This window comes from Bacillus sp. EU63 (genome assembly GCF_038592915.1).
GTDB lineage: Bacteria > Bacillota > Bacilli > Bacillales > Bacillaceae > Bacillus > Bacillus velezensis.
Genome location: NZ_CP151944.1, coordinates 2,561,303 through 2,586,001, shown reverse-complemented (window position 1 = coordinate 2,586,001; position 24,699 = coordinate 2,561,303). Strand labels below are relative to the sequence as shown.

The following is a 24,699-nucleotide window of genomic DNA, read 5'->3' as shown; positions in this document are numbered from 1 at the left end:
TTTTAGAAAATGTGACAAATTTGTGGCGAACATCAGCTTTCATAAACTGTTAAGATTTACGTAGTATCTTATAACGTACGTGTTACTTATGAATGATATATAGTAAGGTCACACGAGAAATAACATCAAGAATCATGAGGTGAAAGAGGCATGACCCATCGAATATTAGTCGTAGAGGATGATCATGATATTGGTGATCTTTTGGAGGAATCCCTTACGCGTGCAGGATACGAGGTGCTAAGAGCCAAGGATGGGCAGCGAGCATTGCAACTTGTGAATGATTCGCTCGATTTGGTTATTTTGGATATTATGATGCCAGGCATTTCGGGAATCGAAACCTGTCAGCACATCAGGAAAACCTCTAACGTTCCAATTCTGTTTCTGACGGCCAGATCGAGTACACTCGATAAAACTGAGGGATTACTCGCCGGCGGCGATGATTATATGACTAAACCCTTCTCGGAAGAGGAACTTCACGCCAGAGTGATTGCTCAATTACGCAGATATACAATCTATCAGGAAAAGAAGGAACAGGAAGAAACATTTCTTATCGGGGGCAAACTGAGAGTGAGCGAAGAATTTAATGAGGTTTGGAAAGAGGAGCAGCAAATCAAGCTGTCAGATCTGGAATATCGTATCCTGAAACTGCTGATGAGCAAACGCAACAAAATATTTTCTGCTCAAAATATATATGAGAGTGTGTGGGGACAGCCTTACTTTTACTGTTCCAACAATACGGTGATGGTGCATATTCGGAAGCTGCGCTCCAAAATTGAGGATGATCCGGCACGTCCGGTTTATATAAAAACTGAATGGGGAAGAGGATATCGATTTGGCGCATCGTAAATTTACGCTAACCAAAAAACTGGCTTTGCTGATCATGGTTGCTGCGATTGTGAGCGGTGTGATCTTTCTGACGTTGCAAAAGATCACAGATGATCTGATCGAGGGATACCTGAGTTCGGATGAGTATTACCACAAGGAGTCAGCGAGATACATTCAAAAATTCAGTCAGTACGTTTCAGAAAATGAGTTGTCTACATCGGATAGAAAAGCGTTTGGCGAGTGGGTCAAAAAAGAAAATTATATTAACCTCACCATATTCAAGGATCAGGAGCTGCAATATGATTCCGTTTATTCTGAATCGGATTATGGAAAGGAAAAGCTGACTCAGTATGCTCAAAATCATTCACATCCGGTCAAGTTCAGCGATGGTGAAGGACGAGTCATTATCGACGGTTTCTACTCTTCCCGATATTATGATCTGGCCTTTACTTTGGATTTGCTCGGTGCAACCCTCATCTTTTTAATCATTGTTCTCTTGGGCATTCGCCAAAGTCTTCGCTACCTTAAAACGCTTCACCAAGAGATTCATATTCTTGAAGGGGGCCAGCTGGACTACGAGATGACGATAAAAGGGCATGATGAATTAGCGATGATTGCAAAGAGCATTGAGGATCTGCGGAAAGCTTTCCTGGATAAACTTAAAGCTATCGAGGAATTGCAAGCTGAGAGCCGCAGCCTGGTTACCGAAATGTCGCACGATATGCGCACACCGCTGACGTCGCTGATCATGAATCTGGAGTTTGCCAAAAAAGAGGGAGGCGAAGCGGGTTCCAGCAAAGATCGGTATGTAGCCAATGCTTATGGTAAAGCACTGCAATTAAAAAGCTTGTCTGACAATCTGTTTGCGTATTTCCTGCTGGACAAGGAATATGAGGCCGATCTGGAGACCGTTGCAGTGAAAGAAGTGATCTACGATCTAATATCAGATCAGATTGCTATCCTTCATCAGGAGCATTTCCGGGTCCATATTTCAGGCGAGCTGCCGGAAACCTATATTAACGTGAATTTGGAGGAGCTTGGGCGTGTATTTGATAATGTGTTGTCAAACTTATTTAAATACGCAGATCCGGAAGAAGAAATCAGCATCACGTTTATATCGGATCAAGAAATATTTGAGATTCATGTTAGCAATACGATTAAACTTGCGGATGTAACACCGGACAGCAACGGACTCGGTGAAAGAAGCATTGCGCGAATGATGTCCCGCATGCAGGGGCAGTTTCACAGTATACAAAAGAATTCCAAGTACTGCATCGTGCTGCGATTTTGGAACAGAAAGATGTAGGCTGCGAATCAAAACGACGAAAATATTGTAATAGGAGACAACAAGATGAGATTTTCCAACAATTTTAAAAAGGCGCCTTACCTGTTACAAGCGCTTCTCAATGTCTGTCTGTTCTTCCTGGCGATAGCCTTAAGCGGACTTCTGATCAGCGAGACATGGTACATCGTGCAATTCGTATACAAGTCACTGTTCAACAAAGTGGACAGCTATTATGAGATGCTTGGGGAACTGCTTATATTCTTCATGTACTTTGAGTTCATTGCTTTGATTATCAAATACTTCAAATCAGACTTTCATTTCCCGCTTCGCTACTTTATTTATATTGGCATCACGGCTGTCATTCGTTTGATTATCATCGATCATGATCAGGCGATCTCAACGTTCTGGTGGGCGATGGCCATTCTGGCAATGATTTGTGCATTCTTTATTGTCAATAGACGAAATTCTGTTGTTGAACATTAATAAATTAGTTCACTTTATACCGATACGCCACTGAAATGTCCTAATTGTGAATGAGATTGCTTCTTTATTTTACAAGGAAGAGATTAAAATTTTAATAAATAAGATGAAAAAGTTAGGACGGACGTTTATTGTTTTTTCCTCAACATTTTTTAACTATAATTGATAAATAGAAATGATGGCAAATGAATAAAAGGAGTGTAATGAAAATAACTTTATCAGGACAAACGGCTGTTACATAGCATTACCCAAGGGGTGATGCTGCTTGAACATCAGACTTTGAACCTTAATGATGGATGAAAACTCAAGTTATCTGCAATGACTGAACTTATCATTAGTGATGATTAGTCGAATTTCATTGACAGACAGTATGGATCAAGTAGCATCTTACCTTTTACTCACTTTGTTGATGCAGACAGTGCTTCAAATGTTGGTTTCAAAATGGCAGGGGATCAAGTTGGGGCTAAAGGAAGGGAAGAACCCTTCCTTTTTTACTTGGACAGACTGAAAACAGTGCCCTTTTTCTGGTCAAAATGAATATAAAATGATGTAAATGAGCGGAAGGTGTCCGTAAGTAATCATTGTAAAAGAAATAACTATGTCCTATACGAACTGTAAAATCTCCCGTTTTTGTTTATACACTCCAAGCTTGGGTGAGAAATTCTTAAAATCGTAATTTGTCTTGAGAATTAGTAGCGGATTTCTTTAATTGACGCATCCAAATAAAATGTCGGATCAAATAAAAAGCAGTTATAAGGGCAATCATTAATAAAATCCATATTGATGAGAAAGAAAGGATAATCAAAAAGCTGATAATAAGCATTAATGATAAACTCTTTGAGAACTTACCAGGTAGCAGTTTATATGCAGACAAAATACCGCAAATCGCATTACTAATAAAGAAAGCATTTGCTATGCCGACAATTTGTTCAACATTAATGAAGTTTATAAATAAAAGAATAAAAACGATAGCATGAATTAATGTTAATAAGCCTAGGGCTCCAATTGGTATGTTTGTTTTGGAGCGGAAAGAAATCAAGGTTATTTTTTTATTCTCTGAGGCTATTAGACGTGATACTCCGCCAGTAACCAATAAATATGTGCTCATACATAATATTGTTGTGATGAAAGCCATTGTTGGTGAAGCAAACGTTCCAAGCAATGGAATTAAAATAATCGTTAATGTGTGTGCCTGATGTAAATTAATCCATTGATAAGAAGCAGCTACAACGATACAAACCGTTGTGATGACCACTGAGCTTATTACTATTGCTTGGGGAATCGTTCTTTTTCTATTTTTGACATCCAAACTATAATTCCCTATAATTTCCCAACCTACTAGAGCCCAAAAAAGTAATAGAATACTATAACCAAAATCATCAAGATGAAATGGTGTTTTAATAAAAGCTTTATCCCTCATAAAGGGGATTGAACTAATTCCTCCACTTAACAATACTACTGTGGCAATTGTGGAGAACATAAATGACACTTTTCCTACAGAAGAGATATTCAATAATAGAACGAATAAACAAATCATCATCAGAATGATTCCATATGTCTCTAGCGGCCAACCATTACTTTTGAACAAAGCCTTTAGATATTGACTGGCTGTCATGAGAACGGCAACTGGCCCCACACTGCCCGCAATAATAAAAAATACAGAAGTTAATTGTTTTATATGTTGTCCAAATGCAAGTTCGACTGTATGCGCAACACCAGATTCATTCGGAAATAAAACACTCAATTTTCCAAACAATGAAGCAAATAGAAAACTAATGATCATCATCATAAACCATGCTAATATGGCATAATCTCCAGTCTTACCATAAATGATTGGTGGAAGCAATATAATTCCCGATCCTAAAATAGGACCAACAATTAATCCGCTTAAAAGTACGGGGCCGAGTTTTCTTTCTCTCACTTTACATTCCATCCTTTCCTAAACGTGTTTTACGATCATATTCCAATTGTAATTTGTTTCCTTTCATCGGTAAAATAGATATATATGAACTTTTCCATCGGAATTAGTGATGTTCAAAGGGGGAGACATGATGGAAATACGGCACTTAAAAACATTTATAACAATTGTGGAAAAGGGAGGATTTACAAAGGCAGCTGAATATTTGGGTTATGCCCAATCGACCATAACTTCACATATTAAAGATATTGAGCAAGAAATAGGAAAACCGTTATTTAATCGTTTTGGGAAGAAAATGCTGTTAACTGAAGCGGGGGAACTTTTGTTTCCTTATGCAAACGAAATGATCAGGATTTCCGAAAAAGTAAAACAAATACAATCAAACGATGAACCGATCGGGACTCTCGTTATTGGTGCTCCGGAATCTTTAACGGTTTACCGTTTACCTCCAATTATTCACGAATTCAAAAAGCTCTTTCCTAAAGTGAAAATAACATTAAAATCATCGACATGCTGGGAATTAAAAAATGATCTCCGAAATGGGAAGGTGGATTTAGCGTTTCTTTTGGGGTACGAACAAGAGGAAGCTGATTTATATATAGAAAAACTGATAACTGAGCCAATGATATTGATATTCCCTGAACATCATCAGTTAAAAAATATTCCATTTGATGATTTTTATCTTTCATCTGATGAAGTGATTTTATATACAGAACATGGGTGCAGCTACCGTACTTACTTTGAAGAGTATATGAAACACCAAGGACTGGTTTCGGAGAATACCTTTGAATTCTGGAGTGTTGAGGCAATTAAGCAGTGTGTGATGTGCGGATTAGGAATTTCGTTATTACCGTTGATCACTGTACAAAAAGAGTTGAAAGAAAACAAATTAAGTGGATTGATTTTGGATGAAACACGTATTTTAACGCAGGTGGCTTATCATAAAAAAAGATGGCATTCCTTAGCGATGGCTGAATTTATAAATATCGTAAAAAAACATGCGGAATTATGGAAAAGAACTCAGACTTTATAGTCGATGCTCATTAAAGTTTTCGAGTCGGTGCAAAAAGAGGAGGGGATGAGACCCCTCCCTTAAAACCTTCAATTCCTCTAATTTCATTGTAAGATATATTACTTTTTTGAAATGGGGATCCAAATTTCACTTTTAAAAGATGGCGATGTTACATCTTTATGCTCGTTCCACAGGATTTCCGGGCCTTCAATTTGTTCATAATGTGACGATGGAAACCATTCGGAATAAATCCGCCCCCATACTTCCTGCAGTGCATCCGGAAATGATCCGGCTGCTTCGAATACAGCCCATGTTGAGGCAGGGACTTCAAGCTGTGATAGGTGATTTGGGCAATGTTTCGTTGTGGCTGCGCCAATATAGTGATCAAGCTCTCCGTTTTCCTCTGTCCGGCCTTCAGAAAAGTTCGTGGATGCACTAATGAGTCCTACAGGCGCTACATTAGAAAGCTCTTTTAGTTGATTGATTGCTGCTTCATCTAAACTTTCCCACATCGATGCAATGTCAGGATTCACGCCTTTAAACAAAATAGGGACTCTTTTTTTAATGCCGACGATGCGAAATGCCTCTTTCTCTTCAATGCGATAGTTCATTTCATTTCCTCCTTTGATTGATAACTGGAAGGTCATTCGCGGATAAGCTTTAAGTGAATGGCCATTATGTTTAGCTTCTGATGGTCTTATGCCATGCAGATTTTGAAATGCTCGTGCAAAAGAATCTGGTGAGTGATAACCGTATTTTATCGCAAGATCAATCACCTTTACGCGGCTGTCTTTAAGTTCAAAAGCTGCAAGAGTAAGACGTCTGCGGCGAATATATTCCGATAATGAAATACCTGTAAGGAAGGAAAACATCCTTTTAAAATGATATTCAGAGCAGAAAGCAAGCCTTGCTGCTTCTTTGAAATCAATATCGTTCGTGAGGTTTTCTTCAATATACGTTAATGCGCTGTTCATCCTTTTAAGCGAATCCATTTATTTGACCTCCTTTAACAAAAGAATAACAAGAGCGAAATGTATCTACCCGACATTTCGTGCACAGTTTTGCAGGATAACTTATATGTAATAAATTAAGTTATTCACCTGTATTTGTACAGATAAAGAAAACACCTAATAACTCTTGGGTTTCATAAGATGAAAGAAGTTATCATTGTTTTATATTGAAAAGAAAATAAAAAAAGCCGGAATGTCAGATCCGGCTTTTCGCTCATTTCCCCTTCGACTTCTTCCGCTTCTCTTTCTCCGCCCGGTAAAACTCATGGAACATTTTCATCAATGCGCGTTTTTCAATCCGCGACACATAACTCCTTGAAATGCCGAGCTTATCGAGATGGTATTTATAGACTGAAAGAGCAACTTAAAACTTTATTAAAATAAGAGAAGACCCTCTATAGGGGCCTTAACATTAATAAATTTGACATTTTTTATTTGCGTGCCCATTCATTCCATAAAGGTTCTAAGCTGTTTTTTAGGTCTATGAATATCCATGGGTAGAGTGAGAAAAAAATAAGAATAATAACAAAAATATAAGAAGAAAGTTCATTAAACAACACTTTTCTTCTGTTGAAAGAATTGTGTTTATAAATTGGTAATGCATTCTTGCCTGTTGAATAGAATACAAAAAGAGTAAGAATCAACATCCCTGCGCTTCTAAAAATGAAAAAATAAAAAGTAGTAGTATTCCATATACTGAATGTGTATTTAAATAAGTCTATAAGCCAAATTTTAAAGGAGGTGCCTCCTTCAAAATTTACTTTTATATGATCAGCAACTATTTGTAATTCCTGTGGTGCTGAAAAAAACAGCAGACTTAGAAGAATGCAACATAAAATTATTTGCTGGATAAAATTGATGAAGAATTTACTTTTGTCATATAAGTTTGATGTAAGCTTTATGGCAATTGAAAAACGAATAAACTTAATAAACCGGATTATAAAGACAGCCAACAGAATTGCAACAAACCAATAATAGTAACTAGTATAAAATGCACCAAAGATAATGATAGCTATATAAAAAAGAACAATCATAAAATAGTTATCTGAGCCGGGCTCCCTTTTTGCATTGGTGACTTTATCTATTTGATTTTGACTAGGCATGAAAATGTTTATTATATTGATTTTCTTTTTTCCAATATGCACAGAGTTGTTATTGCCTCGTTGAATTATTTTAGTAGGAGTTTCTTTGGTAGCGGCAAACCCTATAATTATTGTTATGATGGTTAACAATGATGCAATAATACTTAGACCGGTATTTGTAAGATCAATCAATAGTTAAACTCCTTCTGTTCTAAAAATGAATTATCAAACATTATTCAATATTCCTCTGCTATTTTTAGAACCTTGAATGCCAAGGACACTCAGAGTTATGTTCGGAAATTTCAGAACTATAGTCAAAAAACTTAATGTTGTTCTTCAAGCTTGTCCATTAAGTCTGTAAATGAATCACAAACATAGCTAATGGAACTTCCCTTATCTTCATTAGCGATCTCATGATCCCAAAAAACAATTACGGGTTCTTGAGAAGACAATCTATAATCAAAACAAAAGAGGTTTCCCCCTGCATCTGTAGCAAAAGGTATGATCTTATCAACTAACCGATCTTTAACATTATCAAGTGTACTAAGGAGATCAATTGGTCGAGTTGGATCTCCTATACTCAGTAAATTGTTTATTGATTCTCGAGAATTTTGGAATGAGACAACCTTTTTATCTATAGGAGAGCATCCATTATGGTCTTTAATGAACTCTCTGTAATCTGTCGGGAACTTGATTTTTAATTTTTCTTCTACCTCTTCGATCTGACTGTTTGTCGCCTCTTTAAAAGTGCTTCGTTTTCTCCATTTAATACTTTGCATTGATTAACCTCCTATTTCTCATCTTTCCCCCAAATTTTATATCCGCCAGTGTGACCAGTTTTAGCATGAATGACTCGATCTACTAGCTCCATTTTTCCAGGAGTTTGATGGTGGTGCCATGTGTATTTCTCTGGTGTTATTCCATCTTGAAGATCAAGTAAATCATCTTCGTTCAAATCAAGCTTCTTAATCAATGATGGATCTTCTTCAATCTGCTTATATAATTGTTTATTTAATTTGTCAAAATGCTGGTCTCTACTTTTTTTAAAGTCGGCTTTATCAAGTGTGAGTGTATGTTTTGATTCGAATATTGGAAATCCGTCTTTATCATAGGGAACTTTTGTTACTGGATGGACATCATTTTTCAAATGACCCATTCTTAAGTTAATGGTCGTTGTTTTGCCCGCACTGTTTTCGTACGTGTATGGTGCAGCTTTAACAAATTGATCATGTTTGGATTGTATTGTTTTTTTTAATATAGACGTATTCTTTACATTATGGGTATTCTCAATATCTTGTGCTATACCTACAAGTGCTAGATCATCTTTATTTCTAGATAAAGAATTTATGTAGTTTTTCCCTACGGTAATCCCTTTGTTTACATGTCTAGTAGCTGCTTTTTCTCCAGCTTCAATCACTTTATCTACTTTGGCAGCACCGGCTTTACCAAGTTTGCTTGTTACTTTCACAGCAGAGCCAACGCCTTTAAGTCCAACAAGGCTCCCGACCACATAGGTAACATAATGAGATCGTGAGTAAGCATCTCCGTTAACCATTTTATCATTCCATGAATCCGCTATGTTTGTCCATATGATTTTTGCATAGGAAGGTGTCTTCAATACAGCTGAAATTGTTTTGGCTAATTTTTGTTCTTCGGAGAGCTGGGAAAACTCCCAAGTCCCGACAGCTAAATCTTTAACGCCAGTCACAGTATCCTTAGCGACATCGTAGAGACCGACTCCAACTCCTTTCAGGACTTCCCATGTGGTTTCACCAACTTCTTCGAGCTGTTGTGCTTGTTCAAGCTGAATCACATATTGTTGCTGGGAAGGTTCAAGATTCTCGTAACCGATCTTCTTCGCAATTTCCAAGTATTCATCCGGATCGGTCACACCGTCAGCGAGCTTTTTCTTCAGATCCTTGATTTCCCGCTCTTTCGCTTCTTCCTTTTTAATCGTCAAATAAGCATCTGAATGTCTTGCAATCTCGCCTTTTTTCTTATGTATGTCACTTTCTCTGTACGCCTTGGCGTTATAGTGAAGTGGTGTTGCATTTTTTCCCTTACCCGTGGCATTTTGGAGCTGTTGAAAGTCGGCCTGGATGAACTGTTCGTTCGCTTCTGTTTCTGCGTATTCTTTCGTTAGATCGTGATCAAGCTTTCCGAGTTTATGTATGGTCTTATCCCGTTTTTTGTCTGCTGAATCCAGCTTTTGATCGACATCTTCTGTAGAGAAAACATCAAGATGAATGATATCGCTGATTTCATCAAGGATACCTTTCATTTCATTGCGCTGCTCCTGCATGATGGCTTTTGATTTATTCTTCGCATGAATCAGCTCATGTTCTAAAAAGGACTCTTCCACAAACGAATCGGCTAATCCCGCATCAGTTACTTTTCCTGAGATACTGTTAAGAAAAGCAATCTTCATATCGATCAGATTAAGCCAGCTGTCTGTAACGCCTGCGTGGTCTTGAAAAAAGGCTTTGATATTGTCGGCGCCTTTGCCTGAAAACTCACTGTCGTCTAAGTCAGCCATCCCCTGAAAAGCTTTCCTGAGATTGATAAATTGTTCTCTAATCTGATCATATTCTTTTGCTCGCTTTTCCGCTGCTGAGATTAACGAGGATGCTTCAAATACTTTCATATCTGTCTCCTTCCCACTTAATCTTATCTAAATTTTACCACATTATATTACATGTAAGAAGCTTCTTCCTTTTGTTAAAGATACTTTCTTTAGGAGATTTGAACTTTAACAAAATCTTAAAATAGGATTAATTCAGTTGATGAAAAATGGAAGAAATGGTTAGGCATTGGTGCATTATCTCTAAGCTTTACTTTGGCTGCATGTGGGTCTGATTCTGCTTCTACAGATAAAACAGATTCAGATAAAGCTAAAACAACAGAGCAAGCAGCAGTTTAGCGGACGAAGGAGAAAAATCAGTTGCCTTACTTGAATACTGAATAGGTGTAAAAAAAGCGGTTATTCATACGGATTGAAAAAGAAGAACACGCAGCAGATTCACTTGCTCTTGTTTGGGGCAAGTGTTGACAACCCTATACTGGTTTAATTAAAGAAGGAGTATAAAACCTGTATCAATGGTGTTACTAGATATCTGCGACACAGGTTTTATATGTAGGTAACTAATATTCTGATATATGTAACATTGCATTTTTTTATTATGCAATAGTTCACTCTATTTCTGCTTTCAATTTTTCGAACCACTCTAAATTAACCAAGTGATGTGAACGGGAATTTTCATTCATACGGCGAAAGTAATTGATTGTGCCGGGAATTTCTTGAGTGATGGACAGGTATTCATCAAGGAGCTCGATTCGAGTTTTAGTCTGATCGATTTGTGATTGGATCAGATCCAGTAATTTATTTTTGTCGAATTCATCGGCAAAGAGTAACGCCCCATAAAATTGCAGGTTCACATATTCCGATTTGGTGCCGTATTTGATCATTAATTTTTCAAATTCTGCCCTTCCCGAATCTGTGACTTTAAAGTTACGGATTTCACGCCCGCTGGTTGAGGGTTTCTGCTGAATCTGTTCAATCAAACACTTTTCTTCAAGTTGCTGCAGATTGTAATAAAATGAACCTTTCGTGAAGTTAACAATGTATTTGTAATGACGTTTTTCCATTAAGGCCAGAAGTTCATAGCCGTGAGCTCCGGGGTTTTGGATGAGCAAGCCAAGGATAAGTAAGGGAATCATGGTTTCATCACCTTCGCCATCCGCGCCTCAAATTCCGCGTACGTGATTTTACCCGAAGCCAAATCCATACTATGAAGGTAAATCTGTTCTGTTTTAGAATAGTCACCATTCACTTTCAGTGATTGCTCCTCTCCCGAAATGGGTTTCAGGATATGGTGCTTTTTCGAAAAAGCCTCGAAATAGCGGTAACCGAATTTGCGTTGTGAAGCTGCGTCTAAATGAATGCCATCAGGATTCGCAGTCAAACCTGCCGCAGTAACAAAATAACAATTCTGTTGTTCATTAGCAAAACGCAGCAATTGTTCATTAACCTGTCGAAATTCAGTCGCGTGCTGTCCAAAACCGGTCTTCCCAAGAAAGTCACCAAGCCCTCCAATAATCAACGGTACCTCATCAAGTTTCAACTCGTTTCTTAGCGTCTCAATGATATGAGTTAATTTCTCGTAATAAGTTTCATGCAGCGAACGATAACTGTCACTCTCACCTTGGTGCCAAAGGATTCCGCAAATTTGACTGGAACGGAGGGCGAAGCGGGCTTCGGACAAAGCATGCTGAAAAAGGATGCCTTCCGGATGCCAGTCATTCAATGAACTGCCGCCTTCCGCACACGGGATCAAGCCAATTTCTTCATCGGGATGAGCTTTTGACCATGCATCTGCAAAAGATGCCGCCAGGCCAACGCCGGAAACCGGACGGTCGTAATTAATCGGCTCTGTCATCATCTGCCATTGTCCATTGCGCAGCATTTTAATTTTTTCATTATAGATAGGGTCTACTTCATTCAAAAATCCACGGCCCGCCATATTCGACTGCCCCAACATTAAAAAAGACTTTATCATCTAATTTTTTCACTTCTTTACATCAATATTTTAGTCTAATTAGACTATAGTCAATTCAGGCTGTCTTGTAAAGTTTCAACTAGGTTTTATTTTTATTATTAGTATGTATGAAGAACAAACTAACATTGAACATTTGGTGGATGTATTTGAGAATTAGCAAGTTCTTTTGCTTTAGGTCTTGATAAACATGAAAAAACAACAAAAACCCTGTTATGTAAGGATTCCTATGAGGTTCAAAATCATTTTTCATAGGAAATACATTCAATGATGGGGGTGTAGCCCAAATGAAATGGATTGTTAAAAAGGGAGGGCTGTGTTGAAGGGGTTAAATATCAATAAAAAATTATTAAAAAGGTTAACCATTGTACCAATTCTATTTATTTGTTATGTTTTATTTTTAAATCCTGAAGTTATACTTGAAGAGCAATGTCCTAAAATGCAGAAAAAGCCGGGATGTCAGATCCGGCTTTTCGCTCACTTCCCCTTCGACTTCTTCCGCTTCTCCTTCTCCGCCCGATAAAACTCATGAAACATCTTCATCAATGCGCGTTTTTCAATCCGCGACACATAACTCCTTGAAATGCCGAGCTCCTTTGCGATTTCGCGCTGCGTTTTTTCTTTTTTTAGATCAAGCCCGAAGCGGCCGACGATGACTTCTTTTTCGCGGTCGTCTAAAATGTCGATATATTTTTTGACCTTTTCAAGTTCCATGTTGAGCTGAATGGTGTCGATCACATCCTCGCTTTCCGACTTGAGGACATCGATCAGGCTTATTTCATTCCCTTCTTTATCCTGGCCGATCGGATCATGAAGGGAGACGTCTTTTTTCGTTTTTTTCAATGCGCGCAGGTGCATTAAAATCTCATTTTCAATACATCGTGCGGCATATGTGGCAAGCTTCGTGCCTTTTCCGGCTGAGTAGCTTTCAATTCCTTTGATCAGCCCGATTGTACCGATGGAGATCAGATCTTCCGCGTCCTCTCCCGTGTTTTCGAATTTTTTCACAATATGGGCGACTAAACGGAGATTATGTTCGATCAGCATGTTGCGGGCGTGTTCATCTCCTTCAGCCATAAGGTCTAAGTATTTTTTCTCCTCATTATTTGAGAGCGGTTGTGGAAAGGCATTATTTTTCACGTATGATACTAAAAACACAAGTTCTTTCACAATAAACCCGAGCGCTGCAAAAACACCTGTCACCGTCCTCACCTCCACAAAGTTATGTAGGCAATCGCCTATATGTAACTGTATGTGTCGGTAGGGCTGTTTGTGTCTGTACAGGGAAATTAATCAAAATCGGGTTTTATTTCTTACAGCCTCTTGATTTTTGCTGATTGAGCCTGTATATTGTTAAAAAAAGTAAGGGTAAAAACAATATAACCGAAAAGCGCTGAAGAGACGAGTAGACAGATATCATTCATGACAGAGAGCTCCGGGAGCTGTGAAGGAGTATGAATGGATGTGTTGAAACAAACCTCTTAGCTTCGCATCGGAATCATGCAACACGAGGATGATGCGGCGGATACTCCTGTTACCGAGTAAGCTTTGTACCCGGCATGGCCGGCACCAAACCGAATTGAGGTGGCATAGCGGGCTGTTTCCCGTCCTCAAGACTTTATTGTCTTGAGGGCGTTTTTTATTTCTAAGGGAGGGATAAGATGAAAAACCTGAAGTCTTGGCGGTACCCGATGTTTCTGTTAACCGGAATCGGGATAGCAAATATTGGTGAATGGATTTATTTTTTGTCTCTTAATCTTATTGTCTTAAAAGAAACGGGGTCTGCTTTTGCGGTTTCCATCCTTTATTTAATCAGGCCTGCGGCTGTTTTGATGACAAATGGGTGGGCGGGCAGCATCATCGACCGGTGCAACAAACGGAATATGATGATGTCGCTTGATTTCATCCGGGCTGCATTCATTGCCGTTCTGCCGCTGATGTTTACTGCACGGTCTTTATTTTCCGTTTATTGTATTGTATTTTTGATTCAAATGGCCAATGCGATGTTTCGTCCGTGTTCCATGGCGTATGTGACGATGCTTATCCCGGCTGAAAGGAGAAAACGATTCAATTCACTAAGGGCTTTGTCGGAATCAGGGGCTTTTCTCCTCGGTCCGGCTGCGGCCGGGCTGCTTTTTATCGCCGGCACGCCGATTTTTGCGATTTGGGTGAATGCGGCGGCTTTAGTGCTGTCCGGTTTCATCACGATGATGCTGCCGAACCTTGAAAATGAGCCCCACGTACATTCTCCCAGACAGAAGCTTTCTTTGGCAGTGTGCAAAGAAGATTGGAAGCTCGTCTATCGCTTCAGCCGAACGGCGCGAAACGTCATGATCATTTATTTTTTATTCAGTCTGGTCATGACCGTTATGCCATCCGCGCTTGATTCGCTTGAAGCCGCTTTTTCAAAAGAAGTTCTTCAGCTGACTGATGCCGATTACGGTTTTCTCGTCAGTGTCTCAGGGGCAGGGGTTATTGCGGGGGCGCTTGTCAATGTGTTCTTTAATAAAAAAATGCCGGCTTCTTTATTGATGGGAATGGGCTCTTTATTCACAGCGGTTGGATATATGATTTATGCGTTTTCTGACGTTTTTTGGACGGCTGCTTTCGGATTTTTCCTTCTCGCTTTTTTTCTGGCGTTTGCCAATACGGGATTTCAGACGTTTTATCAAAAAAATGTTCCGGTGGACATTATGGGGAGAGTGGGGAGCTTTTATTCATTAGTCGAAGCCGTCTTCATTATAGTGGTAACGGCGGTTTTCGGAGCGGCGGCTGTCAGTTCTTCCGTCCGCGGCATCGTCCTCGCAGGGGCTGCTGTTATGCTGGCGTTGGCAGCCGTTTTATGCTCGTTCTTATTTGCAGCCTCAAAAAGGAGGACTCCCGATGTATTTCAAGCGGATCAATGTAAACAAACATAAAGAGACGGCCGTTTCATTTCGTGAGGATTCGTTTTTCGTCAGCTTTGGCACGGCGGATCATTTTAATAAGGATGAATATCTCAGATGGCTGTCATCCCAAATCAAATGCTTTCCCGACGGTTTTATGCTGCTTCTTCATAACGGGCAGCCGATCGGACAGCTTGAAGCTTCCATCAAATTTTACCGCAGCCAAAAAATCGGTTATGTGCACCTTTACTATATGACTGAGCAGCAGAGGGGAAGAGGGAGCGGAACAAAACTGCATCAATACGCGAATCAGTTTTTCAGAGCGAACGGTGTTTCGGAATATCACCTGAGAGTTTCGCCGGGCAATGAAGCGGCTTTGTCATTTTACAGAAAGAAAAACATGGAAGTGATCGGTTCAGAATGTAACGGAAAAGTTCTCAGAATGAGAGGAGCCGTACCGCCGGAATAGGGGGCGGTACGCGTTTCATTTTCTCGTTGTTTTTAAAAGACCGGGAAACTTCTTATAAATGACCGCCATTAAGACGAGCATATACATTCCGTAAATCCCGAAAGACAGCAGTTTGTTGCTTGTAAATGAAGCGCCTGCGACGGTCACGATCACAATGTTCGGAATTTTGCCGAGCACCGACGCAGAAAAAAAGATCGGCCATCGTATGTTACTCAGCCCGCAGACGGTATTCATGGCAAGCGACGGTATAATCGGAATCAGCCGCCCGAAAAGCACCGCCGTAAACGCGTGCTGATGAAATGAATCTTCATATTGAGCCGCGGCCGGGTAAGCCACCAGCTTTTTTCTGGCCCAGTCTCTGAATCCGTACCGGACGAGAAAAAACAATGCCATTGTTCCGAGCATCGCGCCTGACAATGTAATCCACACTCCGTTTACAATCCCGAAAACCGCTCCGTTTAAGGCTGCGATAATGGCGAATGGAACGATCGGAAAAAATACGTCAGCTGCGACCAGAAGGATACTCATAAGCACGGCGTACATGCCGCCCGCGCGAATCATGCTGAGCCAGACGTCTTTTTGCATAAAGCCGATCATCACGACAGCAATGATGACGGCAAGACTGAATCCCTTTTTTATCATCTGTACGTTCACCTCTTTTCAATTAGTATACAGCACAAATCTATCTCCTTCTATTAAAATAAGCTGTCCGATAAGCGTACTTGTTTATCAGCATTTGCCGTTTGATGAGAAACGGCTGCACCCGGATTTGGACAAAAACAAGCGGGAAGCGGGTGATGTGCATCATTTGATGCAGAGAATGATTTTTTATAAAAGGGGACACGTTAACAGTAGTGTTTACTGGAGGTGTAAACGTTGAGATGCTTTCATCTGATCATCATGATATGCGTTCTCACGAGTCTCACTGCCGTGTCCGCCGATGCGAAATCTTTAAAAAGAAGTGACATGGAGAAGACGGGAAACGTGTACTGGGATATAAGGTCTGAAAAAAAGAAGCTATCTTTAACCTTCGATGACGGCCCCCATCCTGTCTATACGGAGGCTGTGTTAGACGTGCTGAAACAGCACAATGTTAAAGCAACCTTTTTTTGTATCGGGAGCCGTATAGACAAATACCCCATAACGGCAAAACGCATCGTTGAAGAAGGACATGAAATCGGCAACCATACGATGAACCATGTTTATTTTCACCGTTTAAAACGCAAAGACATTTTACAAGAGCTTCACAGCTCCGCGCATCATATCAGATCGCTGCAGCCGGAAGGGGACAAGTTATTCCGCCCGCCGGGAGGGTCGTTGAATCAGACGGCTTTCAAAAGCATCTTAAAAGAGGGCTATCATATCATCATGTGGTCATGGAACCAAGATCCGAGGGACTGGAAAAGGCCCGGAAAAGGAAAAATCGTCAGGCACGTTGTTTCACATGCCAGAGATGGAGATATCGTTCTTCTGCATGACGGCGGAGGAAACCGGCGCCAGACGGTGGAGGCTTTGAAAGAAATCATTCCCCAGCTGAAAAAGCAGGGCTACACGTTTGTTAAGGTTTCGGATTTGATCGGACAGGATTCCGGTCCTTTTCATATCCAGTAAAGAGAGCGCCGCGTTGAAAGCCGCCAAAGAGATGTGTACCATAGGAGGTAAGGTTTGGAGGGAGAGAAAATGAAGTTTGCTGTTCTTTTTATTACGATAACCTGTCTGTTATCAGGATGCGCTGCGGGCAAAGAGAAAAGTGTTGTCGCGTTCGGCGACAGCAATACGCGCGGTTCCAACTGGGATTATCGTGATTATCCGAAGGCGCAGCAGTGGGTAAACATTTTAAAAACAGCGGAACGCGGCCGTCTTACGGTTATAAATGCGGGAATAGGCGGCCAGACGACTGAGGATGCGCGCCTGCGCTTTCAAAGCGATGTGCTGGAGCGTAAGCCCCAATATTTATTTATCATGTTCGGAACAAATGATGCGGGCATTTTGACGGGAGATCAGCCGCGAGTATCAAAGAAACGGTTTAAAGAAAACCTGACTTATTTCATAAACGAAAGCAGAAATCACGGCATAAAGCCGATTTTAATGACGTGCATCCCGGTTATAGAAGGAAACGGAACGCATCATCTCTATTACTATTCGAGATATAAAGCCTCAGCCTTTAAAGAAAAAGGCGGCGCGAGAAAATGGCATAATTCCTATAACGGCGTTACGAGGCAGGTTGCAGCTGAGTTGAAAGTGCCGCTGGTGGATAACTGGAAACACTTTATACGCGCGGACGGCGGCAAAGATACAGACCGGGCGCTGATCCAATCCGGACTGATAGATCCCTCCGGAAATCATATGACGCCAAAAGGTGCCAGAATCTTAATTGAAGGCATAAAAAATGGGCGGGTTTTGGAACGCTGACGCCGTCAGCTGCCTAAACCGTTTTGCTTCTGCTTCATAGGCTGTAGAAAAAACATCTTTTGGAGGCGATTGCTATGAACCGCGGTTTCCCTCCGCAATATCCTGTATGCCCGCCTCCTCGGGTGAATGCGGGGTACTGGTACGCATTTTTTGTTGTGCTGCTCGTCGTCATTCTCGTCCTGGGCGGTCTGTATTGGTTCAATATATAGCAGCCATCCTCTTAAACACCTCTATTTTAGGGGTGTTTTTTGTTGAAAGTGGTAGTAATGCGCATAACCGAAGTGATATAATATCAGTCATCTGAGTAAAAAAAGGAAATTCGCCCGGGAATTTTTTTCTGTTTAAGAGGAAACGGAAATAATGTGTCCGAGCGATCTTCTTTTGATTTCGTTTTCAATTAACTCGATAAATTCACGGCTCAAATTCATTTCATTGGCTTTGAAATAAGATTCTATTAGTAATTCATCAGAAAGCTTTCTCATGCCGGGGACCCAATTAATGGGAGTGGCACCTCCTTACAATTGTAATCAATCATCAGACGCAAGCATATGATGGAAGGTTGCGTTTCAATCATGGTGAGGTTATCTTTAATCTACCATGAAATACAAATAAGAACAATCGTTCTGTTATCCACACTCGTAAGTGGATAACTTGTTAGTATCTTGTTTATAATCTGGATAAATCCGGATGTAATAAGAGTGGATAATGTGTGTAATTTTATCCACAACTGGTGAAGAAACCCAATTTTTGTCGAAATTTTTTTACCGAGTCCGACTTTGTTTTTAAATCTGACAGGTTTCGACATATAGATGATAGAAAGAAAAGGAAGGGTGCGGGTTTTGTTAAAAAAGTTTTTTTTACCTGACGAATTTGTGAAAAATATATTTCATATCACACCGGAAAAGCTCAAAGAACGCAATGTGAAAGGGATTATTACAGACCTTGACAACACGCTTGTGGAGTGGGACAGACCGAGTGCGACACCTCGATTAATCGAGTGGTTTGAAGAAATGAAGGAGCACGGCATTAAAGTCACGATCGTCTCCAATAATAATGAACGAAGAGTGAAATTATTCTCGGAGCCGCTTGGCATACCGTTTATTTATAAGGCAAGAAAACCGATGGGACGCGCCTTTAAAAGAGCCGTCAGCAGCATGGATCTGAAAAAAGAAGACTGTGTGGTCATCGGCGATCAGCTGCTTACTGATGTTCTCGGCGGAAACAGAAACGGGTATCATACGATCCTCGTCGTGCCTGTCGCTTCCTCTGACGGAGTCATGACGCGCTTTAACCGCCGGATTGAACGGAGAATATTGAGTTCTTTGAAACGTAAAGGCCATATTCAGTGGGAGGATTAGAAATGGAAAAGGTTGTTTGCATCGGCTGCGGAGTAGCGATCCAGACCGAGGATAAACAAGGTCTCGGATACGCGCCAAAGGCATCGCTCACGAAAGAGAATGTCATCTGCCAGCGCTGCTTCAGACTGAAAAATTACAATGAAATTCAAGATGTTTCATTAACGGATGATGACTTTTTAAATATCTTGCACACAATCGGCGATACTGACTCTCTTATTGTCAAAGTCGTTGATATTTTTGATTTTAACGGAAGCTGGATAAACGGGCTGAACCGCTTTGTCGGCGGTAATCCGATTATTCTTGTCGGTAATAAGGCCGATATCCTGCCGAAATCCGTAAAACGGGAACGCCTCGTTCAATGGATGAAACGCGAAGCGAAAGAATACGGCTTAAAACCCCTTGATGTCTTTTTAATCAGCGCTTCCCGCGGACAAGGGATGAAAGAAGTCATTGACGCCATTGAACATTATCGCGAAGGGCGCGATGTGTATGTGGTGGGCTGTACCAATGTCGGCAAATCCACATTTATCAACCGGATTATTAAAGAGGTTTCAGGGGAAGAGAATATTATTACCACCTCTCAATTTCCGGGCACGACACTTGACGCGATTGAAATCCCGCTTGATGACGGATCTGCACTTTATGATACGCCGGGAATCATTAACCATCACCAGATGGCGCATTACGTGGACAAGCGTGACTTAAAGGTGCTGACACCGAAAAAAGAACTGAAGCCGCGCACTTTTCAGCTGAATGAAAAACAAACGCTTTATTTCGGCGGGCTTGCCCGGTTTGACTATGTATCAGGCGATAAAACGGCGTTTGTCTGCTATATGCCGAATGAATTGATGATTCACAGAACAAAGCTTGAAAATGCTGATGCCTTATACGAAAAGCATGCGGGAGAACTGCTTACCCCGCCCGGAAAAGATCATTTGGATGAATTTCCGGAGCTTACGCCCCACACGTTTACGATTAAAGAAGGAAAGACGGATATCGTTTTTTCCGGTCTCGGCTGGGTCACGGTGCAGCAAGCAGATAAAAAAATAACGGCATACGCTCCGAAAGGCGTACACGTATTTGTCCGCCGTTCATTAATATAGAGAGAAGGGGAGAGGGAGCATGAAACAATTGTACGGAGTAATCGGAAATCCGATCGGGCATTCAATGTCACCCGATATTCATAACGCGGCTTTGCAAGATAAAAACATCAACGGGCAGTATTTTGCGTTTCAGGTGGAACCTCATCATCTCAAGGACGCCGTTAACGGAATCAAGGCGCTTGGCATCTGCGGAGTGAACGTCACAGTCCCGCATAAAGTCGCGATCATGGAGCATCTGGATGAAATACATGAAAGCGCGAAAGTACTTGGGGCCGTAAATACCGTCAAAAGAGAGGGAGACAGGCTCATCGGGTATAATACTGACGGAGATGGGTTTTATAAATCCTTAGTCAAAGTATTGGACAAATCGATATCAGAGCTCTCCATCCTCATGATTGGGGCGGGAGGAGCGGCAAGAGCGATTTTTACAACGATCGTCCGCAGAGAGCCGAAACAATTTGACGTTTGCAACCGCACGCCGGAAAAAGCAGAAAGTCTGATTGCGGCTGCTCCCTCTTTTCAGCAGAAACGCGCCCTTACTTTAAAAGAAGCTGAAAATCAGCTTGAACAATATGACGTCATTATTCATACAACATCTGTCGGCATGTATCCGAAAACGGATGCCGTGCCGCTCTCATTGGAACGGGCCAAAACGGGCGCCATCGTTTGTGATATCGTATACAACCCGATTCAAACGGCGTTCTTAAAAGAAGCTGAAAAAAGAGGTTTAACAACCCTTGACGGTGTCGGCATGTTTGTGGAACAGGCCGCACTGTCTTTCAAGCTGTGGACGGAACAAGAGCCTGACAGCGGCTTAATGAGAGCGATTGTTGAAGGAAAACTAGGAGGAACACAATGTTAACAGGAAAACAAAAACGGTTTTTGCGTTCAAAAGCGCATCACTTAACGCCTATTTTTCAAGTGGGAAAAGGCGGAGTCAACGAAAACATGGTGAAACAGATTGCCGAGGCTTTAGAAGCAAGAGAGCTGATTAAAGTCAGCGTGCTTCAAAACTGCGAAGACGATAAAAATGATGTCGCAGAAGCCCTTGTGAAAGGCAGTCGTTCACAATTGGTGCAGACGATCGGAAATACGATCGTATTGTATAAGGAATCAAAGGAAAATAAACAAATCGAGCTTCCGTAAGGTGGTTGACATGAAGAAAATCGGAATATTCGGGGGCACATTTGACCCTCCGCACAACGGACATCTTCTGATGGCTAATGAAGTCCTTCATCAGGCGGAGCTCGATGAGATTTGGTTTATGCCAAATAAAATCCCTCCGCATAAGCAGAATGGAGACTTTACAGACAGCCGGCACCGGGTGGAGATGCTGAAGCTTGCCATCAGCTCTAATTCCGGCTTTAAGCTTGAGCTTGCGGAAATGGACCGGAAAGGCCCTTCTTATACCTATGATACCGTCCGTTTGCTGAAGGAGCGGCACCCGAACGACAAGCTTTTCTTTATTATCGGGGCGGATATGATTGAATATCTGCCGAAATGGTACAAACTGGACGAACTGCTCACGCTCATTCAATTTATCGGAGTGCGGCGCCCGGGGTATCATATTGAGACCCCGTACCCGCTGCTTTTTGCCGACGTTCCGGAATTTGACGTTTCGTCAACGATGCTGAGAGAACGTCTCAAAGCAAAAAAGCCGACGCAATACTTAATGCCGGATAAAGTGAGGCAGTATATAGAGGAGAATGATTTATATGAATCGTGAGGAAGCACTTGCCTGCGTCAAAGAACAGCTGACCGAGCATCGCTACATCCACACAATCGGCGTGACAGATACGGCGGTTATTCTCGCAGGCCGGTTCGGAGCAGATCCGAAAAAAGCGGAAATGGCGGCTATTTTTCATGATTATGCGAAATTCCGGCCGAAAGAAGAAATGAAGCAGATCATCGTGCGGGAAAAAATGCCGGCTGAGCTCTTGGATTACAATGCCGAGCTGTGGCATGCCCCTGTGGGAGCGTATTTGGCTGAGAAAGAAGCGGGGATCACTGATCCCGAGATCTTGGATGCAATCCGCTATCACACGTCAGGGCGTCCCGGAATGACCCTTTTAGACAAAGTCATCTACGTTGCGGATTACATTGAACCCGGCCGCCATTTTCCCGGAGTGGAAGAGGTGCGCCGTCTGGCGGAAACAGATCTGAACGAAGCGCTCATACAAGCGATGAAAAATACAATGATATTTCTGATGAACAAAAACCAGCCGGTCTTTCCGGAGACGTTTGCAACCTATAACTGGCTGGTGTCTCAAAAACGACAGGAGGAATATGGAAAATGAATCAAGCTTCCGTATTAAAAATCGCGGCAAAAGCATGCGACGATAAACGTGCAGAAGATATTTTAGCGCTGGACATGGAAGGAATCTCACTTGTAGCGGATTACTTTTTAATCTGCCACGGGAATTCTGATAAACAGGTTCAGGCCATTGCGCGCGAAATTAAAGATCAGGCAGAAGAAAACGGCATTGATGTCAAAAAGATGGAAGGGTTTGATGAGGCCCGCTGGGTTTTAGTTGATCTCGGCGACGTCATTGTCCACGTTTTCCATAAAGATGAAAGAAGCTACTATAATCTTGAAAAGCTATGGGGCGACGCGCCGCTCGCAGAGCTTGAACTCGGCTTGAACTCATGATTTACCAAGGCTTCGCCGGTGTATATGACGAGTTAATGTCCCATGCGCCGTATGATGAATGGGCGGGCTGGATCGAAGCGTCTCTTCCGGAAAAGGGAAGGGTGCTTGATCTTGCCTGCGGAACCGGAGAAATATCCATCAGGCTTGCTGAAAAAGGCTGCGAAGTCACGGGGATTGATTTGAGTGAAGATATGCTGAGCTGTGCCCAGCAGAAAAAAACAGGAAAGCCGATTCTTTTTCTCCAGCAGGATATGAGAGAGCTTTCCGGTTTTGAAGAACAGTTTGATGCCGTAGTCATCTGCTGTGATTCCCTAAATTACTTAAAAACGAAAAATGATGTCTTAAGCACCTTCAAAAGTGTTTTTCAAGTTTTGAAGGAGGGCGGCCTGCTTCTGTTTGACGTCCATTCCCCGTATAAAATGACGGAGCTTTTTCCGGACAGCACCCATGCGGATCAGGATGAGCAGATCAGCTATATCTGGCAAAGCTTTGCCGGCGATGAAGAGCTTTCTGTCATCCATGATATGTCCTTTTTCGTATGGAACGGACAATCTTATGACCGCTATGACGAGACGCATGAGCAAAAAACATTTTACATTGAAGAATATAAACAAATGCTTGCAGAGACCGGATTTGAATTGAAGAAAGTGACGGCTGATTTTACAGACCGGCCTCCTTCAACAGAGTCTGAACGTCTTTTCTTTACGGCAGGCAAACCAAAAACCATCGTTTAAACGGAACGATGGTTTTTAAAATGCATTTTTTGCGATTGGCGCGATAAAGCTCTTTATGGCATACTCAGTTACACGTGAAATTGCTTCTTCACTAACGATATATCTTCATCGTATTTGTCATGTGTACGCTGAAAGACACGATTGAACATATCCTGAACACCGCTTTCGAGAGCCTTCAGTCCTTCTCCGGTGACGCCGCCTTTTACGCATACTTTTTCCTGCAAGGCGGGAAGCGTGTAATGCCCCGTTTCAAGAAGCTTTCCGAGACCGACAAGCATTTCTGTCGACATAATCACGGCTTCTTCTTTGGTGATGTCCGTTTCTTCCACTGCCGCGTCAATAAAGCGCTGAACGAGATAACTCATAAAAGCGGGTCCGCAGCTGACAATGTCTGACGCCGCTCTTGTAATGCCGCTGCTGATTTCCACAGGTTTTGAAATATGAGTGAACAGCGTTTGAATATCCGCTTTTGCAGACTCGCTGCAGCTTTTGCCGAACGTAACAAGCGAGACGCCGGCCAAGGCGCGGTTCGTAATGCTCGGAATGACGCGGGCCGTCTGACACGGAACCGTATGTTCAATCTGATCCGTCTGAACGGGGCTGGTAATGGAGATTAAAATGTGATCTTTCCGTAAATGCGGTGTGAGTTTTTTCAGCAAAGGATATATATCCAGCGGTTTTACACAAATGAATATTATTTCATTATCCTGTACGAGCTTTTCCTGATCCTCGGTGACATGGATGCCGCTGAAACGTTCTTTTAGTTTTAATGCTTTTTCGATTGTTCTGTTTGTGATGGTGATATGTGAGGGATCGGCAGCGTTTGATTCGATAAACGATTCAATCAGGATCGTTCCCATGTTTCCGGTGCCGATAAAGCCTATTTTCAATGAATTCCCCTCCTTTTTCCCTTAATCCTCTAA

Annotated in this window: 28 protein-coding genes and 1 pseudogene; 17 read left to right on the top strand and 12 right to left on the bottom strand. The window is 41.6% G+C overall.

The window, feature by feature from the left end; genetic code table 11:
* Window positions 1-150: 150 nt before the first annotated feature.
* The 3 genes from yrkP to psiE are packed head-to-tail and all read left to right on the top strand — an operon-like array spanning window position 151 to window position 2,593.
* Window positions 151-846, top strand: a complete 696-nt coding sequence (gene yrkP, locus NYE38_RS12745; protein WP_022552925.1) for a two-component response regulator YrkP — start codon at window positions 151-153, stop codon at window positions 844-846.
* Window positions 833-2,131, top strand: a complete 1,299-nt coding sequence (yrkQ, locus tag NYE38_RS12740) for a two-component system sensor histidine kinase YrkQ (RefSeq protein ID WP_021494348.1) — start codon at window positions 833-835, stop codon at window positions 2,129-2,131. The genes yrkP and yrkQ overlap by 14 nt, the downstream gene beginning before the upstream one ends.
* A 45-nt stretch (window positions 2,132-2,176) precedes the next feature.
* Window positions 2,177-2,593: a phosphate-starvation-inducible protein PsiE gene (gene psiE / locus NYE38_RS12735; RefSeq protein ID WP_012118039.1), complete on the top strand. Its 417-nt coding sequence runs from the start codon at window positions 2,177-2,179 to the stop codon at window positions 2,591-2,593.
* A gap of 661 nt (window positions 2,594-3,254) precedes the next feature.
* On the opposite strand, the gene NYE38_RS12730 is transcribed toward psiE, so the two are convergent.
* Complete coding sequence (locus NYE38_RS12730) at window positions 3,255-4,511, bottom strand: amino acid permease (RefSeq protein ID WP_017418191.1); 1,257 nt, start codon at window positions 4,509-4,511, stop codon at window positions 3,255-3,257.
* A gap of 130 nt (window positions 4,512-4,641) precedes the next feature.
* On the opposite strand from NYE38_RS12730, the gene NYE38_RS12725 reads away from it, so the two are divergent.
* Window positions 4,642-5,541: a LysR family transcriptional regulator gene (locus NYE38_RS12725; protein WP_017418190.1), complete on the top strand. Its 900-nt coding sequence runs from the start codon at window positions 4,642-4,644 to the stop codon at window positions 5,539-5,541.
* A gap of 98 nt (window positions 5,542-5,639) precedes the next feature.
* On the opposite strand, the gene NYE38_RS12720 is transcribed toward NYE38_RS12725, so the two are convergent.
* The 8 genes and pseudogenes from NYE38_RS12720 to sigK all read right to left on the bottom strand — a co-directional run bounded on the left by NYE38_RS12720 (window position 5,640) and on the right by sigK (window position 13,368).
* The gene (locus tag NYE38_RS12720; protein ID WP_017418189.1) at window positions 5,640-6,512 is read right to left on the bottom strand and encodes an AraC family transcriptional regulator; all 873 of its coding nucleotides are present in this window, start codon (window positions 6,510-6,512) and stop codon (window positions 5,640-5,642) included.
* Between the two features lie 232 nt (window positions 6,513-6,744).
* A pseudogene (locus tag NYE38_RS12715) lies at window positions 6,745-6,861 on the bottom strand (sigma factor-like helix-turn-helix DNA-binding protein); the annotation flags it as partial.
* A 100-nt stretch (window positions 6,862-6,961) separates the two neighbouring features.
* Entirely contained in the window at window positions 6,962-7,804 is an 843-nt protein-coding gene (locus NYE38_RS12710; protein WP_003152826.1) for a hypothetical protein, read from the bottom strand.
* Between the two features lie 131 nt (window positions 7,805-7,935).
* On the bottom strand, window positions 7,936-8,391 hold the full coding sequence (locus tag NYE38_RS12705; RefSeq protein ID WP_003152829.1) for an SMI1/KNR4 family protein: 456 nt from the start codon (window positions 8,389-8,391) through the stop codon (window positions 7,936-7,938).
* 11 nt (window positions 8,392-8,402) lie between these two features.
* Window positions 8,403-10,256: a T7SS effector LXG polymorphic toxin gene (locus NYE38_RS12700; protein WP_017418188.1), complete on the bottom strand. Its 1,854-nt coding sequence runs from the start codon at window positions 10,254-10,256 to the stop codon at window positions 8,403-8,405.
* Window positions 10,257-10,801: 545 nt separating this feature from the next.
* Window positions 10,802-11,329 carry a PadR family transcriptional regulator gene (locus NYE38_RS12695; RefSeq protein ID WP_065180886.1) on the bottom strand — a complete coding sequence of 176 codons (528 nt, stop codon included), beginning with the start codon at window positions 11,327-11,329 and terminating at the stop codon, window positions 10,802-10,804.
* On the bottom strand, window positions 11,326-12,168 hold the full coding sequence (locus NYE38_RS12690; protein WP_065180885.1) for a sialate O-acetylesterase: 843 nt from the start codon (window positions 12,166-12,168) through the stop codon (window positions 11,326-11,328). The genes NYE38_RS12695 and NYE38_RS12690 overlap by 4 nt, the downstream gene beginning before the upstream one ends.
* Window positions 12,169-12,642: 474 nt before the next feature.
* Window positions 12,643-13,368 (bottom strand): RNA polymerase sporulation sigma factor SigK, encoded by a 726-nt coding sequence (gene sigK / locus NYE38_RS12685; RefSeq protein ID WP_014418430.1) that lies wholly within the window; start codon window positions 13,366-13,368, stop codon window positions 12,643-12,645.
* A 458-nt stretch (window positions 13,369-13,826) separates the two neighbouring features.
* On the opposite strand from sigK, the gene NYE38_RS12680 reads away from it, so the two are divergent.
* Both NYE38_RS12680 and NYE38_RS12675 read left to right on the top strand, forming a co-directional pair.
* Window positions 13,827-15,083, top strand: coding sequence for an MFS transporter (locus tag NYE38_RS12680; RefSeq protein WP_134986546.1), 1,257 nt, complete (start codon window positions 13,827-13,829; stop codon window positions 15,081-15,083).
* Complete coding sequence (locus tag NYE38_RS12675) at window positions 15,049-15,519, top strand: GNAT family N-acetyltransferase (RefSeq protein WP_063636714.1); 471 nt, start codon at window positions 15,049-15,051, stop codon at window positions 15,517-15,519. The genes NYE38_RS12680 and NYE38_RS12675 overlap by 35 nt, the downstream gene beginning before the upstream one ends.
* Window positions 15,520-15,534: 15 nt before the next feature.
* Here NYE38_RS12675 and NYE38_RS12670 read toward each other — a convergent pair whose 3' ends face one another.
* A complete protein-coding gene (locus NYE38_RS12670) occupies window positions 15,535-16,161 on the bottom strand; it encodes a TVP38/TMEM64 family protein (protein WP_017418184.1) in 627 nt (208 codons plus the stop codon).
* A gap of 234 nt (window positions 16,162-16,395) precedes the next feature.
* Between NYE38_RS12670 and NYE38_RS12665 the strand changes: the two genes are divergently transcribed.
* From NYE38_RS12665 to NYE38_RS12655, 3 genes are all read left to right on the top strand, one after another.
* A complete protein-coding gene (locus tag NYE38_RS12665) occupies window positions 16,396-17,130 on the top strand; it encodes a polysaccharide deacetylase family protein (protein ID WP_013352949.1) in 735 nt (244 codons plus the stop codon).
* A 69-nt stretch (window positions 17,131-17,199) separates the two neighbouring features.
* The gene (locus NYE38_RS12660) at window positions 17,200-17,931 is read left to right on the top strand and encodes an SGNH/GDSL hydrolase family protein (protein ID WP_025649828.1); all 732 of its coding nucleotides are present in this window, start codon (window positions 17,200-17,202) and stop codon (window positions 17,929-17,931) included.
* A gap of 74 nt (window positions 17,932-18,005) precedes the next feature.
* Entirely contained in the window at window positions 18,006-18,140 is a 135-nt protein-coding gene (locus NYE38_RS12655) for a hypothetical protein (protein WP_003152848.1), read from the top strand.
* Window positions 18,141-18,272: 132 nt separating this feature from the next.
* Here the strand turns inward: NYE38_RS12655 and NYE38_RS12650 are convergent, their stop codons facing one another.
* Window positions 18,273-18,413: a sporulation histidine kinase inhibitor Sda gene (locus NYE38_RS12650; protein ID WP_003152850.1), complete on the bottom strand. Its 141-nt coding sequence runs from the start codon at window positions 18,411-18,413 to the stop codon at window positions 18,273-18,275.
* Between the two features lie 357 nt (window positions 18,414-18,770).
* Between NYE38_RS12650 and NYE38_RS12645 the strand changes: the two genes are divergently transcribed.
* The 8 genes from NYE38_RS12645 to NYE38_RS12610 are packed head-to-tail and all read left to right on the top strand — an operon-like array spanning window position 18,771 to window position 23,776.
* Window positions 18,771-19,289: a YqeG family HAD IIIA-type phosphatase gene (locus NYE38_RS12645; RefSeq protein WP_007408254.1), complete on the top strand. Its 519-nt coding sequence runs from the start codon at window positions 18,771-18,773 to the stop codon at window positions 19,287-19,289.
* Between the two features lie 2 nt (window positions 19,290-19,291).
* Entirely contained in the window at window positions 19,292-20,392 is a 1,101-nt protein-coding gene (gene yqeH / locus NYE38_RS12640; RefSeq protein WP_014418423.1) for a ribosome biogenesis GTPase YqeH, read from the top strand.
* Between the two features lie 19 nt (window positions 20,393-20,411).
* Window positions 20,412-21,254, top strand: a complete 843-nt coding sequence (aroE, locus tag NYE38_RS12635; RefSeq protein ID WP_017418183.1) for a shikimate dehydrogenase — start codon at window positions 20,412-20,414, stop codon at window positions 21,252-21,254.
* The gene (yhbY, locus tag NYE38_RS12630; protein WP_003152858.1) at window positions 21,248-21,538 is read left to right on the top strand and encodes a ribosome assembly RNA-binding protein YhbY; all 291 of its coding nucleotides are present in this window, start codon (window positions 21,248-21,250) and stop codon (window positions 21,536-21,538) included. The genes aroE and yhbY overlap by 7 nt, the downstream gene beginning before the upstream one ends.
* Before the next feature lie 10 nt (window positions 21,539-21,548).
* Window positions 21,549-22,118, top strand: a complete 570-nt coding sequence (locus NYE38_RS12625; RefSeq protein ID WP_017418182.1) for a nicotinate-nucleotide adenylyltransferase — start codon at window positions 21,549-21,551, stop codon at window positions 22,116-22,118.
* Window positions 22,108-22,689, top strand: a complete 582-nt coding sequence (gene yqeK / locus NYE38_RS12620; protein WP_017418181.1) for a bis(5'-nucleosyl)-tetraphosphatase (symmetrical) YqeK — start codon at window positions 22,108-22,110, stop codon at window positions 22,687-22,689. The genes NYE38_RS12625 and yqeK overlap by 11 nt, the downstream gene beginning before the upstream one ends.
* On the top strand, window positions 22,686-23,042 hold the full coding sequence (gene rsfS, locus NYE38_RS12615; RefSeq protein ID WP_003152864.1) for a ribosome silencing factor: 357 nt from the start codon (window positions 22,686-22,688) through the stop codon (window positions 23,040-23,042). Before yqeK ends, rsfS begins: the two co-directional genes overlap by 4 nt.
* Window positions 23,039-23,776: a class I SAM-dependent methyltransferase gene (locus NYE38_RS12610; protein WP_014305450.1), complete on the top strand. Its 738-nt coding sequence runs from the start codon at window positions 23,039-23,041 to the stop codon at window positions 23,774-23,776. Before rsfS ends, NYE38_RS12610 begins: the two co-directional genes overlap by 4 nt.
* 68 nt (window positions 23,777-23,844) lie before the next feature.
* Here the strand turns inward: NYE38_RS12610 and comER are convergent, their stop codons facing one another.
* Entirely contained in the window at window positions 23,845-24,666 is an 822-nt protein-coding gene (comER, locus tag NYE38_RS12605) for a late competence protein ComER (protein WP_014305449.1), read from the bottom strand.
* Window positions 24,667-24,699 lie beyond the last annotated feature (33 nt).

Excerpts from the sequence above, each read along its gene's own strand:
- yrkP (WP_022552925.1), top strand. The coding sequence starts at position 151 with ATGACCCATCGAATATTAGTCGTAGAGGATGATCATGATATTGGTGAT.
- psiE (WP_012118039.1), top strand. The coding sequence starts at position 2,177 with ATGAGATTTTCCAACAATTTTAAAAAGGCGCCTTACCTGTTACAAGCG.
- NYE38_RS12725 (WP_017418190.1), top strand. The coding sequence starts at position 4,642 with ATGGAAATACGGCACTTAAAAACATTTATAACAATTGTGGAAAAGGGA.
- NYE38_RS12720 (WP_017418189.1), bottom strand. The coding sequence starts at position 6,512 with ATGGATTCGCTTAAAAGGATGAACAGCGCATTAACGTATATTGAAGAA.
- NYE38_RS12705 (WP_003152829.1), bottom strand. The coding sequence starts at position 8,391 with ATGCAAAGTATTAAATGGAGAAAACGAAGCACTTTTAAAGAGGCGACA.
- NYE38_RS12700 (WP_017418188.1), bottom strand. The coding sequence starts at position 10,256 with ATGAAAGTATTTGAAGCATCCTCGTTAATCTCAGCAGCGGAAAAGCGA.
- NYE38_RS12695 (WP_065180886.1), bottom strand. The coding sequence starts at position 11,329 with ATGATTCCCTTACTTATCCTTGGCTTGCTCATCCAAAACCCCGGAGCT.
- NYE38_RS12690 (WP_065180885.1), bottom strand. The coding sequence starts at position 12,168 with ATGATAAAGTCTTTTTTAATGTTGGGGCAGTCGAATATGGCGGGCCGT.
- NYE38_RS12680 (WP_134986546.1), top strand. The coding sequence starts at position 13,827 with ATGAAAAACCTGAAGTCTTGGCGGTACCCGATGTTTCTGTTAACCGGA.
- NYE38_RS12675 (WP_063636714.1), top strand. The coding sequence starts at position 15,049 with ATGTATTTCAAGCGGATCAATGTAAACAAACATAAAGAGACGGCCGTT.
- NYE38_RS12670 (WP_017418184.1), bottom strand. The coding sequence starts at position 16,161 with ATGATAAAAAAGGGATTCAGTCTTGCCGTCATCATTGCTGTCGTGATG.
- NYE38_RS12660 (WP_025649828.1), top strand. The coding sequence starts at position 17,200 with ATGAAGTTTGCTGTTCTTTTTATTACGATAACCTGTCTGTTATCAGGA.
- NYE38_RS12655 (WP_003152848.1), top strand. The coding sequence starts at position 18,006 with ATGAACCGCGGTTTCCCTCCGCAATATCCTGTATGCCCGCCTCCTCGG.
- NYE38_RS12650 (WP_003152850.1), bottom strand. The coding sequence starts at position 18,413 with ATGAGAAAGCTTTCTGATGAATTACTAATAGAATCTTATTTCAAAGCC.
- yqeH (WP_014418423.1), top strand. The coding sequence starts at position 19,292 with ATGGAAAAGGTTGTTTGCATCGGCTGCGGAGTAGCGATCCAGACCGAG.
- aroE (WP_017418183.1), top strand. The coding sequence starts at position 20,412 with ATGAAACAATTGTACGGAGTAATCGGAAATCCGATCGGGCATTCAATG.
- yhbY (WP_003152858.1), top strand. The coding sequence starts at position 21,248 with ATGTTAACAGGAAAACAAAAACGGTTTTTGCGTTCAAAAGCGCATCAC.
- NYE38_RS12625 (WP_017418182.1), top strand. The coding sequence starts at position 21,549 with ATGAAGAAAATCGGAATATTCGGGGGCACATTTGACCCTCCGCACAAC.
- yqeK (WP_017418181.1), top strand. The coding sequence starts at position 22,108 with ATGAATCGTGAGGAAGCACTTGCCTGCGTCAAAGAACAGCTGACCGAG.
- rsfS (WP_003152864.1), top strand. The coding sequence starts at position 22,686 with ATGAATCAAGCTTCCGTATTAAAAATCGCGGCAAAAGCATGCGACGAT.
- NYE38_RS12610 (WP_014305450.1), top strand. The coding sequence starts at position 23,039 with ATGATTTACCAAGGCTTCGCCGGTGTATATGACGAGTTAATGTCCCAT.